This is a genomic window from Pseudoalteromonas sp. ESRF-bin5 (assembly GCF_002632075.1).
GTDB lineage: Bacteria > Pseudomonadota > Gammaproteobacteria > Enterobacterales > Alteromonadaceae > Pseudoalteromonas > Pseudoalteromonas marina.
This window is the reverse complement of sequence record NZ_NTLW01000080.1, coordinates 1-14062: the sequence shown is the minus strand read 5'-3', so window position 1 is coordinate 14062 and position 14062 is coordinate 1. Positions and strand designations below refer to the sequence as shown.

The following is a 14062-nucleotide window of genomic DNA, read 5'->3' as shown; positions in this document are numbered from 1 at the left end:
TAAGGACTTAAAATGACACAACACTTTGATTACATTGCAATTGGCGGTGGCAGCGGTGGTATTGCTTCTGCAAACAGAGCTGCAATGCGCGGTGCTAAAGTGGCACTTATTGAAGCAAAACACATGGGTGGTACCTGTGTAAACGTAGGCTGTGTGCCTAAAAAGGTTATGTGGCACGGCGCACAAGTAGCCGAAGCAATTAACTTATATGCACCCGATTACGGTTTTAACGTTGAGGTAAAAGACTTTAATTGGAGCAAGCTAGTAGAAAGCCGTGAAGCCTATATTGGCCGAATTCATAAAGGGTACGACAACGGTTTAGCAAGTAATGGCGTTACCGTTATTAAAGGCTTTGCTACCTTTATTGACAGCAAAACAGTAGAAGTAAATGGTGAACACTACACCGCCGATCATATTTTAGTGGCTGTAGGCGGGCGCCCTACTATTCCAAACATTCCGGGCGCTGAGCATGGTATTGATTCAAATGGCTTTTTTGAACTTAATGAACAGCCTAAACGCGTAGCTGTAATCGGTGCAGGTTACATTGCCGTAGAAATTGCGGGTGTATTACATAGTTTAGGCACAGAAACACATTTATTCGTGCGTAAAAGTAAGCCTCTACGTACATTTGACCCCTACATAATCGACACGCTCGTCGATATTATGGCTAAAGAAGGTCCGACTCTTCATACTGAATGCTCCCCTAAAGAAGTAATCAAAGAAAGTGACGGCAGTTTAACTATTCATTTTGAAAACGGTTACAGCCAAAATGTTGACCAGGTTATTTGGGCCATTGGCCGCACACCTACAACAGACAAGATAAACCTTGCGGCAGCCGGTGTAGAAGTAAATGAAAGCGGTTATGTGAAAGTAGATGAGTACCAAAATACGACTGCTGAAAACGTTTATGCTGTAGGTGATATTATTGAAGGCGGTATTGAGCTTACTCCTGTGGCAGTTAAAGCAGGCCGCACGTTATCAGAACGCTTATTTAATAAAGCACTCCCTGATGATTTAAAAATGGATTACAGCCTAGTACCAACAGTCGTATTTAGTCATCCACCTATCGGCACCATTGGTCTAACCGAGCAAGAAGCGATTTCTCAGTACGGCGCAGAAAACGTAAAAGTGTATAAATCAAGCTTTGCAGCTATGTACACAGCGGTAACTCAGCACCGCCAAGCATGTAACATGATGCTAGTTTGCGCAGGGGAAGACGAAAAAGTAGTTGGCTTACATGGCCTTGGTTTTGCCGTTGATGAAATGATTCAGGGTTTTGCCGTAGCGATGAAAATGGGCGCAACTAAAGCTGACTTTGATGCTGTTGTTGCACTGCACCCAACAGGATCTGAAGAGTTTGTTACTATGCGCTAAGCTATTTAACCTAAATTCTGGATAATAAATCACTTAATCAGAGTTCAGGTTATTTACTAATTTAACAACGTTAAGCCCCTTACACATATGTGCTAAGGGGCTTTTTTATTAAGGTTAAATTTGCTTATTAGCTAAATAACTCAATATACTAGCGTGTGTTTATCAACATACCTACAACTGGATATTATGATTACTGATATATTGCTTCACCCGTTTCTTGTTTCAATTGTTATGCTTAGTTTTGCACTTGGATTAAAAGTACTTGTTGATAAATTAGCGAGAAACCGCGCAGAAAAAAAAGACAAAGATATTCGCTACATTGCACATAACATTAAGCATTTTATTAATTTTGTGTTGGTGCTGTCGCTGTTGTTTGTGTGGTCGACTGAAATTCAAAATTTTGCGTTATCTATTGCGGCCTTTGCGGTTGCCATTGTTTTAGCTACGCGCGAGTTTATTCAATGTGTTATTGGCTTTTTTTACTTAGTCACCACACGCCCATTTAGAGTCGGCGACTGGGTGCAAGTCGGTGAATATTACGGTGAAGTAGCAGAAACAGACTGGATAAAAACAACCATGCATGAAATAGACATGCACACTTATCAGTTTTCTAGAAAAACGATTTACATACCTAATAATAAACTCATCACCAGCCCGATTAAAAATCTAAATTATGTAAAACGCTTTGCAACTCATAGCTTTACTATTGTTCGAAAAGAGAGCTTTAACCCTTACCCAATTTACGACACGCTCTCGGTAAAAGCTAAAATGTACTGTGAAGAGTTTGAAGAGCTCGCCACTCGTTATAACTCGATTATTGAGCGAAAACTAGATGCAAAAATATCGGGCCCAGCACCAGAAATACATTTTGGAACAACCGAATTGGGTGAGTTTAGAGCACGCTTTACGCTATTTTGCCCAACCGAGCAGGCACTGGACATAGAGCATAAACTAACTGAGTGTTTTATGGCGCTATGGTATGAAGAAGAAATGAAGCATAAAATTGCATTAAGCGAAGTACATAACCAAGTAACTAACTGATAAAGCGACTAGGCGCGAACGGTTTCGCGCCTAAACTTTAGCGGTTAGGCCTTTAAGCTGTTCCACCTACCGTTAGCTGATCAATTTTAAGGCTAGGTTGCCCTACGCCAACCGGAACACTTTGCCCATCTTTACCACACACGCCAACGCCTTTATCAAGTGCTAAGTCGTTACCTACCATTGAAATATGCTGCATTACTTCAGGGCCATTACCAATAAGCGTTGCACCTTTGATTGGCTGAGTAATTTTACCGTTTTCAATTAAGTACGCTTCTGATGCACTAAATACAAACTTACCCGAGGTAATATCAACCTGCCCGCCACCAAAGTTAGGTGCAAACACACCTTTTTTAACGCTACTAATAATATCGGCTTGGCTATGCTCGCCACCTAACATATAGGTATTTGTCATGCGTGGCATAGGTAAATGCGCATACGACTCACGACGTGCATTCCCGGTTGGGTTTACCCCCATTAAACGTGCGTTTAGCTTATCCTGCATGTACCCTTTTAAAATGCCGTTTTCGATAAGCACGTTATATGCAGCAGGTGTGCCTTCATCATCTACGTTAAGCGATCCACGACGATCAGCCATGGTGCCATCGTCAACTACGGTACATAGCTCAGAAGCCACTTTTTGCCCTACTTTGCCACTAAACGCTGATGCACCTTTACGGTTAAAATCGCCTTCAAGGCCATGGCCTACCGCTTCATGTAAAAGTACACCTGGCCAACCATTTCCTAATACCACTTCCATAGTACCAGCGGGCGCGTCAATAGCCTCTAAGTTTACTTTAGCTTGGCGTACAGCTTCTTGTGCAAATTCCATCCAGCGCGGTTTACCGTTTACCAGCTCTTTAAAATAGCCATAATCTAAACGAGCACCGCCGCCTGCGCCACCGCGCTCACGACGGCCGTTTTTTTCAAGCAATACTGAACAGTTTAAACGAATAAGTGGGCGAATATCGGTAGCAAATGTACCGTCACTGGCCGCAATTAGTACTTCTTCGTATACTGCTGACATAGAGCTAATTACTTGCTCAGCGTCGGGTGCTAATTCTCGAATGTAGTTTTCAAGCTCTCGTAATAAACTCACCTTATCGCTATCGCTCATACTTGAGATTGGTTGATGTGGCGCAAATTGCATTTTTGCTGATACATCGCTAAATACTTTAATAGCTTTATCTTCACCTGCATCGGCAATACTGCGAGCTGCTGTAGCGGCTTTATTAAGCGCTTCTAAATTGATAGCATCCGAATATGAAAAACCTGTTTTTTCGCCGCTGACTGCACGTACGCCAACGCCGCGCTCAACATTGTATGAGCCTTCTTTTACCAAGCCATCTTCCAGTACCCACGACTCGTGATGACTCGATTGAAAGTATAAATCGGCGTAATCTACTTTGTGCTGATGTATGTAAGCGAGCGTTTTTTCGAGCTCTTCTCTATTTAGTTGGCTGTCGTGTAATAAATGCTGTTCAACCGAATTCATAATAAATGCTCTCTAAATCGTTGATGAGACTGCACAGGCATATCTCGTCTAATTTTTTGTAACGGCTCTAAATCAGCGTTAGCGCTAATAAAACCTGTACCGCTGGGTAAATTACTTAAAGTATTACCCCAGGGTGAAATAATAATACTGTGGCCATATGTTTGGCGGCCATTTTCATGTGTGCCGTATTGGCCTGCAGCAACCACATAACATTGGGTTTCTATCGCTCGCGCCGCTAATAATGGTTGCCAGTGTGCTTGACCAGTAACCATTGTAAATGCACTTGGCACTAAAATAACTTCAGCACCTTTACGTGCAAGCGCATTAAATAAGGCACTAAAACGCAGATCATAACACACTGTTAGACCTAGTTTACCAAAGGGAGATTCAACCACAACCACATCACTTCCTGCTTGGGTAAAATCAGATTCGCGGTAACTCCCTGTTTTATCATCAACGTTTACATCAAATAAATGTATTTTATTATACGTTGCGATGCACTCACCTTGGTTATTATATAAATGTGAGGCGGCATAATATTTAGTATTATTGTATGGTTCAGGTATTGTGCCTGCGTTTAACCAAATATTATGGTGTTTACATAATTGGCTTATTTGACGTTTGTATTGCTCAATGTGCTTAGCTGTTGAGAGCGTATCGTGACCGCTTTTGCTAAACACTAAAAAGGCCTCAGGGAGACATACAAGCAATGGCCGTGTTGCGGGAAGTGTGTTTAATGCTTTTTTAAGTTCTGCAATATTGTCGTCAGCATTTAGACCAGAACACATTTGTAAAGCAAGTATATTGTGGTTACTAGGGTTCGCTAAATTAGTCATTAGTTGCGGTTACTTCAGCATCTTTAAGTTTTAAATCGACTGAAGCTTGGGGCTGGTTTTGCGCCGCTTGTGGTAATGTAACTTCACGGCTTTTACGGTCGAGCTCCTGAACAACAGGCTCACTCATGGTGCCAGTCACTTTAAAGTTAATCTCAGAAATTACGCGCGCAGAGTGTATTACTTTATCTAGTGCCAATGCTGCTAGCCCTGTTACTGGGTTTACCATCCACGCCACAATAACGGGAATACTTGAGGTGACCTGCGGTGCAACAGCGAGATCGTAGTTGATATCAAGCGTATTTAAATTTGCGTAGCCTTTAATGGTTAAATCAGCCGGAACGCCATCCATCTTAGTGTCTTTTGTATAAGCAATACCGTTCTCTAATTGCATAGAACCTTGCATGCTGTTGTAGAAAAAACCTTTTGAAAATACATCTCTAAAATCAAGTTTTAGTTTTCGCACCAACGAATCTAAGCTCAACAACGAAAAAACCCGTGCGCCACCATCACTAATTTCTGTCAGATGCCCTTCTGCTAAATCCCAATCAATTTCACCACTGAGGCTCGGGACATCAAATGAGTAAGGTGCGGCTTGCCAAGCAAGATTGTAATTTATAGTGGCCTTAGAGCCCTTAATAGCCGTGGTAATATCAAACTCATCAAACAACGCGCCTATATCATCACTTTTAACTTCACCGCTTAACTGTGTGGTGCCATCTTTCCATTGCCCTTTCGTGCGCAAAATATGATCGCCTTTATCAACAACCAACTCAGAAATAACCAAACGTTTACCGTCACCAAGTAACGAGGCGCTTACTTTGTCTAACTGATAGTTAATAATTTTACAATCTGCACATTCAAACTCTATAGCTGGTAAGTTCGTCAGCCACGTTAAATCGGTGTCAGGGTCTGCTTTTGCAGCCTCAGTGATAGGCGCTTCAATTTGCTCTGCAAAATTCACGCGTAAATAATCAGCATTAAATCGAATAGGCTGGCTGCGCTGCGAGGTAGGAATAAATACACCTGCACGTAATTCTTTGGCATTTAATTTTAAATACACATTGCTTTGCTCAGGGGCTAGGCGCATTTCAAAATCATTAAACACCATACTACTAATATCGAGCATGCCTATATTTGCGACAATCTCATTAAGTGGTGGCATGATGCCTTGTGATTCAGGGTCATCCTCGTTTTGGGCCGCACTAATGATTTGATCAATAAGATCAACCCAAGGTACAAGTTCGGTTTGCTCTAGGTTTATTGAAACGCTTAAATCTTGTGAATTTAACCCTAAATCTTGCTTACCGATAACAAAATGCGCATTACTAAATTGCGATTTTCCATTTTCTAATATTGCATTAAAATAAAACTGCTTATTTACCTGTGCAGTTATAAGGTTTGAAATGTCATCGCCTTGAACAACTGCATCAAAAACCCACGGTTGTGTCTCGGCTTTTTTGTATGGTGTTGGCAATTTACTTGTTAACCCAACAAGGTCAGATTTAACCTGTGCACGATAATTAAACCCTTGCTCGGTAAAATTAAGCACTAGTCCAATATCAACTGCACTTTGCCCTTCAAGTGACCCTTTTAAAATACCTTGCCCGCTATCGATTAAAGTATTGGCATCAAGTTGTGCATTAATATTTATGTTTGCTTTGTAGTCACTCGCTTCACTTTGGCTGTTGTAATTAAGTGCCAGCGGCATCCCAAGCCATGTAGCGGTGGCATTTTTAAGTTCGATATTATCGTTTTTAAAGTTAAGCACGCCGGTTAAGTTATTTAACGCAATACCGGGTGTGGCAATAAATACAGGTAAATCATCTAGCTTGACAGTGCCGCTAACACTGGCACCACCTTCAAACTTTGAACCTACCAGTAACTCAATGCTGGCATCGGCTTCACCTTGGCCTTGTATTACCTCAAAAATATCAGCTAACGGGCTCGCAATGGGCGTGGATTTAAAAAAGGTGTACAGGTTTTCCATCGGTGCTTTTTTATCTATTTGCACCACCAGCTCATCGGCATTCATTAAATCATTAATGCTAACTTTAACGCTATTACCCACATCTAAATTAACCAAAGAGCCTTGTTGGCTGTAAATGTCCATGCGTTCATTAGCAAAATGTAGCTTTACCTTTGCATCTGTTACTGCTGGCCACTGCGGGTCGAACTGATAGGTGGCATTGTCAATTTGAGCAAGTACATCAAATTGCCCTGAGCCATCTTTAAATGGAAATCCTGATAACGGCCCTGCAAATAGAACCTGCGCTTTTGATATTTCACCGCCTTTTATAGCCCCGTTTAGGTAGCTAACTAATTCTGGGCTCATCACTTTTAACGGAAAATAATGACCGGCAATACTGGCATCCTCTGCAAATGCCTCTGCGTATAAATCAAGACGCGGTGTATCACCAAAGCTCAGTTGCATTTCTGCGGCTAGCGTTATCTCATTGTTATCAAACCAAATATTATCACTGCTAATACGCCAGTTATTATTTTGCTTTGCGAGGTCTAATTCTATATTGAGCTGGTTATAATTAATGTTGTCACTAAAACTATCGCCAGTTAATAAAGTGCCGTTTTCGCCAAATAAGCTGATACGGCCTTTATCTTGATTTAATAAACCGCTTACGCGTAAACCTTGCGCAGCAGGCACTGAATTAAGCTCTTGCCATCCTATGTTATTGGCGTTAAACCATACTTGCCACTGCTGGTTACTCTCGTAATTAACGTACGCCTGCTGTATTTGACCACTTGGTTTGCGTTTTAAAAACGCGTCGAGAGAGTCAAAATTTGTCAGCGCTGCCAAGTTAGTCAGTAGCGCTATATCTATTTGATTTAACCAAATTTGATTATTTTCACCAAGTTGAGCCTCAAACTCTAAGCTTGGCCATGTCGTATTATTGTTATTAAACGCTAAACCAGTGCTTTTTAAAAACCAATTACCTTGCTCGGGATAAAGATGAAAGCCACCTTCACTTAAACTAACTTGCTGGCTTTGCGCTTCTTTAAACCAAGTAACAGAACTAGGCAGCCACTGCATTTTTATATCGTCAATTAGGCCTTTTTCAATTTTTAACCACGCCTGTAAATTGATATCGCTGGTTAATTGTTGTTTTTCAGTATTTATATATTGCGCCAACCAATTAGAGACATCCACCTTATTGGCTTGGACATACATATTGCCAGCAACTTCTTCTAAGCTTTCACCTTTGAGAGCAATGCGTGCATCAAAGGTGCCCACTGTGATACCAGGTAAAGCTAATGTTCCACTACCTAAATGTTGAGACTCTTCATTTTGCCAAATGATATTTTCAAGCAGAAGTTTTCGCTCTTTGTTATCGTCTAAAACAAAATTAATACTGGAGTTTTCTATTGCAAAATGACCGGTATTACCTAAAAACAGCCCTTCTATAAGCTCTTTTTGCTCAAACGAAACATCATCTTGATTACCGCTCTCAAACAGGTCTGCCACGTTTACCGTGGTATGAAAGCCATTTATAACAAAGTAGTTAGACTTTAACTGCAGGGTTTTAATGCTTTCCCATAAATTAAGCTCTAAGCTAGTTTTTGCAATAGTGAGGGAAATTGGCGCAGTTTCGTTGTCTTTAAACGATAGATCTTCAAGCACAAGAGCAGGGCCATTTCCCTGCCAGCTTGCTGAAATAGCGCCAATAGATAAACTAATAGCAAACTTTTCGTCTAGGTAGGTTTCTATATCACCTTTGTAATCATTTGCGTAAGGGAGTGTGTACTTTAATATTGAAACAATAACGGCCAGTAATACTAAAATTATGGCACAGGTTTGCCATAACTTTCTAAAACAAAAAAAACAGACCGCTTTTGCATTCATTACATCATTACCACATCAAACTGTTCTTGGCTGTATAAGCTTTCTGTTTGTATGTGTACTTGCTTACCTATAAATAGCTCAAGCTCCGCAAGATTGTGGTATTCATCATTAAGTAAGGCTTCACTTACTGCTGGTGCTGCATAAACCATGAATTTATCGGCTGCGTAGGCGCGGTTTACGCGAACAATTTCACGTAATATTTCGTAGCATACCGTTTCGACTGTTTTTTGTGAGCCACGCCCTGAACATGCCGGGCATACATCACATAAAATATGCTCTAAGCTTTCGCGAGTGCGTTTTCGGGTCATTTCAACTAGCCCAAGTGCGGACAAACCATTGATATTTGTTTTAGTGCGATCTTTAGCTAGCGCCGATTCTAACGAATGTAATACACGACTTTTATGCTCTTCGCTGACCATATCGATAAAGTCGATAATAATTATTCCACCTAAATTACGAAGTCTTAACTGGCGCGCAATGGCCGACGTTGCCTCGACATTAGTGTTAAAAATAGTCTCTTCTAAATTACGATGGCCGACAAACGCACCGGTGTTTACGTCAACCGTAGTCATCGCTTCTGTTTGATCAATAATGATGTACCCGCCTGACTTTAACGTGACTTTGCGATGCAACGCTTTTTGCACTTCGTTTTCTACATCGAATAGGTCAAATATAGGTCGCTCACCCGGGTAGTACTCTAGTACCTGTGAAAGTTGCGGCACAAATTCTTCGGTAAAAATTTTTAGCTCTTGGTAGGTAAGCTTTGAGTCAACACGAATACGCTCCATATCTTCACCTACGTAATCACGCAGTGTTCTAAAGGCAAGCGTTAGGTCTTCATGTAATATGGTTGCTTTACTGGTTTTTTTACGACGTGCGGTTATTTTTTCCCATAATTTTCTTAAAAAACCAGCATCGTGCCTTAACTCTGCTTCGCTTGCACCTTCAGCCGCGGTACGTACTATAAAACTGCCATTTTCATCGCCATATTCAGCAACAATTTTTTTAAGTCGAGATCGCTCTTCTTCAGTTTCTATCCGTTGGCTTACACCAACATGCGTTGCGTCTGGCATAAATACTAAGTAGCGAGATGGAATAGTGATGTCGGTAGTGAGTCTCGCGCCTTTCGTGCCTAATGGATCTTTAACCACTTGCACCATAATGTATTGACCTTGGCGCACCAACTCTCGTATATCTTGCACTTTCTTTATTGGTACGTCGTCAACACCTTCAACAATGGAGGCACTGTTTACTATGTCTGATGCATGTAAAAATGCGGCTTTTTCTAAGCCAATATCAACAAAAGCGGCCTGCATTCCAGGTAAAACGCGGCTTATTTTTCCTAGATAGATATTGCCAACAATGCCTAGGTTACCAATTCGTTCTAACTGAATCTCTTGAAGCACACCGTTTTCGATTAGGGCAACACGACTTTCACTCGGTGTTACGTTGATCAGTAATTCTGTACTCATGCTACCCTCTTAAAAATGCGTGTAATAATTGTTCAGTCTCATATAAAGGTAAACCGACAACACTAAAATAGCTACCCGCAATATGTGTAACAAAGCGACCACCTAGCCCCTGAATACCATAACCACCGGCTTTATCTTGCGGCTCACCACTTTGCCAGTAGGCTTTAATCTCTTCATCGCTCAGTTTTTTAAATGTCACATCGGTACTGATAACTTGGCTAAGCACTTTATCCTCAGTCGCAAAAGCAATAGCGGTTAGTACCTGGTGAGTGTTTCCAGACAAGCGTTTAAGTGTATGCGTAAAATCGGCTTCATCGCGTGGTTTACACAACGATTCATTATCAATAACAACGACTGTGTCACTACCTAGTACTGGCCGGTCTGTGTAACCAAGCTTGACACCTGAGCACGCTTTTAGCCTCGCTAAGCGCTCTACATAGGCATGAGGAAGTTCATTAGGGAGTTGGCTCTCGTCTGCATCAACACTAAATTGCGAAAATTCGATACCAAGTTGAGCCAATAGCTCTTTACGACGAGGAGAAGCTGATGCCAGATATACGGCAGTATTCATTATCTGATCCTAAAATGTCTGCGGTATTTACGAAGTAATAAAAACACCCAAAACCAACTAATCATGCCAGTAAATACCGGCCATAAATATTGTGGGTTAAAGTAAACACCAAGCAAAAAATGGTTTAGCCAAAACTGCATTAAATGATACAGCGTTAAAAACAAACCAATTAACAAACTTTGCTGCCAAAGCGAGAAGTTACGAATTTTTTGAAAGTTACTTGCGGTAATAAATATACATACCGAAAATGTCAGCGAGTTAACACCTAAAGGTGAGCCTGACGCTAAATCAATGAGTAAACCGACCACCCAAGCAGTACCAATATTCAACCGATGTGGCACGGCCAATGACCAATACATAAGTACTAATAAGACCCAATCCGGTCTAAATGGTTCAAACGAAAATGGCAACGGCATTAGCGCCATAATTAAAGCAAAAAATATGCTCAGCGCAATTAACAATGAATAACGGTTAATCATCGTTTATTTGCTCCTGCTGACTGCGCCATAAAATTACAAGTAAGCGAATACGGTCAAGCAACGCAATAGGCTCTGCATATACTTGTGCAAATGGACGACCTTCATCTCGGTTAATCTCTGTAACAATGGCGACAGGGTACCCCTCAGGAAATGTGCCCCCAAGCCCTGAAGTCACTAATACATCACCAATACGCACATCTAAGCTGTGTGGAACATGCGAAAGCTTAACCACATTAATTTTACCAATGCCTTCAACTACGGTTCGTACGTCGTTTCTGAGTATGCGTACAGGTGTTGCGTGAGTTGTATCGGTCATCAATAATACGCGCGACGTAGTGGAACCTACTTTAGTAAGCTGCCCTACCACCCCCATTTCGTCTATTACCGCTTGCCCTTCGCTTATACCGTCTGTAGTACCACGGTTAATAACGACTTGATGGCTATATGGGTTTGAGTGAACCGATAATACTTGTGCAATAATTTTACGATTAGATTGTTTTGCTGACGAACCAAGTAATGCACGTAACTTTTGGTTTTCTCTGGCTAAAAATTGGTACTGTTGCAGCTGCTCACTTTGTAGCATTTGCTTTTTTTTCAGTGCTTCGTTTTCAGTAAGGAGTTGGTCTCGCGTGTGTAAGCTTTTAGCACCAATGCTAAATAACTCATAAGGTAAGTTGGCAACATAAATAAGCGGGCTAACCAGTGTATTTAAACTGGTGCGCACAACGGTTCCACCTTCTGTGTACCTATCTCCAGCTATGAGTACGATACTCAAAAGCACTGCGACAAAAAGTCGCAGTTGCAAAGAGACAGTGCGCCCAAACATTAATTTCATTAGTCGTAACTAAAAACGTCACCACCGTGAACATCAATCATTTCTAATGCTTTACCGCCGCCACGTGCTACACACGTTAGTGGGTCGTCAGCAACAACAACAGGAATGCCTGTTTCTTCCATTAATAAGCGATCTAAATCTTTTAATAGTGCACCACCGCCAGTCAGTACCATACCGTGCGCAGAAATATCTGATGCAAGCTCTGGTGGTGATTGCTCAAGGGCAACCATTACTGCACTTACAATACCCATTAGAGGCTCTTGAAGCGCTTCTAAGATTTCATGTGAGTTAAGCGTAAATGAACGTGGAACACCTTCAGCTAGGTTACGGCCACGTACTTCGATTTCAATTGGCTCATCTGTTTTAAACGCAGAACCAATTTGGTGCTTAATGTTTTCAGCGGTTGCTTCACCAATTAAACTACCAAAGTTACGGCGTACATAGTTAATAATAGCTTCGTCAAATTTATCGCCACCAATTCGTACTGATGATGAGTAAACAACACCATTTAGTGAAATAATAGCAACTTCAGTTGTACCACCACCAATATCAACAACCATAGATCCTGTTGCTTCTGATACCGGTAAACCCGCACCAATTGCCGCAGCCATTGGTTCTTCAATTAGGTAAACTTCTCGGGCGCCAGCGCCCATTGCAGATTCACGAATTGCGCGTTTTTCTACTTGCGTTGCACCACATGGTACACAAATTAGTACGCGCGGACTTGGGCGCATAAAGTTATTGTTATGCACTTGCTTGATGAAGTGTTGTAACATTTTTTCTGTTACATAAAAGTCAGCAATTACACCGTCTTTCATTGGGCGGATTGCTTTAATATTACCCGGCGTACGACCTAGCATCTGTTTTGCTTCAGTACCTACCGATGCAACACTTTTAGGTCCACCAGCACGCTCTTGACGGATAGCAACTACTGAAGGCTCGTTTAGAACAATACCTTCTTCTTTTACATAAATTAGGGTATTGGCTGTACCCAAGTCGATCGACAGATCGTTAGAAAAAATACCACGGAGTTTTTTAAACATGAGGCTGGATGACCTTTGAAATACGTTCTTATATTAGCTGCCTCACTTTAACATGCTCATTTTGATGAGCAATATAAAGTGCAGCGCCTTTGTGAATTTGTTAAAAAAGGAAGCAATGCTTCCTTATAAATTTATCTCTCGCGAACTAAGCGAAAACCAATGTAGTTTGATCTAAAATCAGGCGCTAAAATTAATCGTGTTGATACGCGCGCAAGGCTTGGTGCAAAGTTCCATGCCCCGCCTCTTACTGCCACATCCGATTCACCTGATTTTTTACCGGTCCATTCCCATACGTTACCTACCGTATCGTAAAGTCCAAACGCATTTGGAGAAAAAGACCCAACCGGTGCTGCGCGCTTGTTTGACCATTCACTACCACACCAACCACAGTTAGCTAAGTTTTTACCAATTTCGTTACCCCAAGGGTACTCAGTTTCTGTACCTGCACGAGCTGCATATTCCCACTCAACCTCGCTAGGTAAACGAAACTGCTGCCCTGTCTGGCCAGATAACCAGTCAGCATATGCTTTTGCATCGTTATAAGTTAAACATACAGCCGGAAAGTCACTGCCTTGTTCAAAGCCAGGATTGCGCCAGTTTAAAGCCGCTTCCCATACTGGCTCGCCATTTAAATAATATGCGCAGCCTTTATTTATTTCTGCTTCTGTTTTATACGCCGTATTAGCAACAAATTTTTCATAGTCGCCTACAGTCACTTCCTTGCTTTGCATAGCAAAAGAGTTAGCAATGGCTTTTTCAATAACGGGGCGCTCATTAGCTAACCCGTTACCATTGATATCACCCATTTTAAATTTGCCAGCAGGAATAACTACAACAGGTGTTTCTACATTTGCGTTTAAAACGTTAACATTTTCGCTTACTCTGCGTGTTTGTGTTTCTGGTTGCTCGCGAGTATAGGTCGGTGCAGCAATCGACTTAGGCTTTTTTACTAAGTTAGCATTAATTGTTTGCGCTTTATTTAGGTTTACACGTGCTTGGTAAGGCTTGTAACCTAATTTACGAATTTCAATTTCATGCACACCTTTTGGTAAACGCGTAATTA

General features: G+C 41.5%; 11 protein-coding genes. 2 read left to right on the top strand and 9 right to left on the bottom strand.

The window, feature by feature from the left end; all coding sequences use genetic code 11:
• Nucleotides 1-12 precede the first annotated feature (12 nt).
• The gene (gene gorA / locus BCG07_RS03830; RefSeq protein ID WP_286888771.1) at nucleotides 13-1374 is read left to right on the top strand and encodes a glutathione-disulfide reductase; all 1362 of its coding nucleotides are present in this window, start codon (nucleotides 13-15) and stop codon (nucleotides 1372-1374) included.
• A 186-nt stretch (nucleotides 1375-1560) separates the two neighbouring features.
• Nucleotides 1561-2415 carry a mechanosensitive ion channel family protein gene (locus BCG07_RS03825; protein WP_276753688.1) on the top strand — a complete coding sequence of 285 codons (855 nt, stop codon included), beginning with the start codon at nucleotides 1561-1563 and terminating at the stop codon, nucleotides 2413-2415.
• Nucleotides 2416-2467: 52 nt separating this feature from the next.
• Here the strand turns inward: BCG07_RS03825 and tldD are convergent, their stop codons facing one another.
• From tldD to BCG07_RS03780, 9 genes are all read right to left on the bottom strand, one after another.
• Complete coding sequence (gene tldD / locus BCG07_RS03820; protein ID WP_286888768.1) at nucleotides 2468-3907, bottom strand: metalloprotease TldD; 1440 nt, start codon at nucleotides 3905-3907, stop codon at nucleotides 2468-2470.
• Entirely contained in the window at nucleotides 3904-4743 is an 840-nt protein-coding gene (locus BCG07_RS03815) for a carbon-nitrogen hydrolase family protein (RefSeq protein ID WP_286888766.1), read from the bottom strand. The genes tldD and BCG07_RS03815 overlap by 4 nt, the downstream gene beginning before the upstream one ends.
• Complete coding sequence (locus tag BCG07_RS03810; RefSeq protein WP_286888764.1) at nucleotides 4736-8599, bottom strand: YhdP family protein; 3864 nt, start codon at nucleotides 8597-8599, stop codon at nucleotides 4736-4738. Before BCG07_RS03810 ends, BCG07_RS03815 begins: the two co-directional genes overlap by 8 nt.
• Nucleotides 8599-10071: a ribonuclease G gene (gene rng / locus BCG07_RS03805; RefSeq protein WP_006793125.1), complete on the bottom strand. Its 1473-nt coding sequence runs from the start codon at nucleotides 10069-10071 to the stop codon at nucleotides 8599-8601. Before rng ends, BCG07_RS03810 begins: the two co-directional genes overlap by 1 nt.
• Before the next feature lies 1 nt (nucleotide 10072).
• Nucleotides 10073-10642: a Maf family protein gene (locus tag BCG07_RS03800; RefSeq protein WP_039036275.1), complete on the bottom strand. Its 570-nt coding sequence runs from the start codon at nucleotides 10640-10642 to the stop codon at nucleotides 10073-10075.
• On the bottom strand, nucleotides 10642-11121 hold the full coding sequence (gene mreD / locus BCG07_RS03795) for a rod shape-determining protein MreD (RefSeq protein ID WP_006793123.1): 480 nt from the start codon (nucleotides 11119-11121) through the stop codon (nucleotides 10642-10644). The genes BCG07_RS03800 and mreD overlap by 1 nt, the downstream gene beginning before the upstream one ends.
• Complete coding sequence (mreC, locus tag BCG07_RS03790; RefSeq protein ID WP_006793122.1) at nucleotides 11114-11956, bottom strand: rod shape-determining protein MreC; 843 nt, start codon at nucleotides 11954-11956, stop codon at nucleotides 11114-11116. The genes mreD and mreC overlap by 8 nt, the downstream gene beginning before the upstream one ends.
• Nucleotides 11956-12999: a rod shape-determining protein gene (locus tag BCG07_RS03785; RefSeq protein ID WP_002958401.1), complete on the bottom strand. Its 1044-nt coding sequence runs from the start codon at nucleotides 12997-12999 to the stop codon at nucleotides 11956-11958. The genes mreC and BCG07_RS03785 overlap by 1 nt, the downstream gene beginning before the upstream one ends.
• 131 nt (nucleotides 13000-13130) lie before the next feature.
• On the bottom strand, nucleotides 13131-14062 hold a 932-nt coding region (locus tag BCG07_RS03780), incomplete at its 5' end, for an SUMF1/EgtB/PvdO family nonheme iron enzyme (protein ID WP_286888758.1).